The 341-nt window shown below is 58.4% G+C and carries 1 protein-coding gene; it reads right to left on the reverse strand.

The window, feature by feature from the left end:
• Window positions 1-287 (reverse strand): LysR family transcriptional regulator (locus AF337_RS15400; RefSeq protein WP_152971092.1); only part of this gene is annotated, 287 nt, incomplete at its 3' end.
• Window positions 288-341: the final 54 nt, after the last annotated feature.

Below are 341 nucleotides of genomic sequence, written 5' to 3' on the forward strand. Positions count from 1 at the left end.
CCGATCCGCAGCACATCCGCTCTTGCCTGGCGGGAGGTGTGGAACCGTTGCTGAAGAGCTTCGGTCTTGGCCAGGATCTCCCGCGCGCCTTCCAGGAAGACGAGACCGTCTTCCGTCAGCGACACGCTGCGTGTCGTTCGCGCCATCAGCCGCGTCCCAAGGGATTCTTCAAGCAGGCGTATGTGCCGAGATAGCGATGCCGGCAGGACGCCAAGCTTTTGAGCCGCCCGCCCGAAATGAAGCTCGTCCGCTACCGACACGAAACATCGAAGCTGGTTCAGGTCCACGAACGTCTGCTCCAGAGTTCGATTATATCAAATTTTAATATATTCCTGTGTCGC

The sequence above is a fragment of the Rhizobium ecuadorense genome (genome assembly GCF_001187535.1).
GTDB lineage: Bacteria > Pseudomonadota > Alphaproteobacteria > Rhizobiales > Rhizobiaceae > Rhizobium > Rhizobium ecuadorense.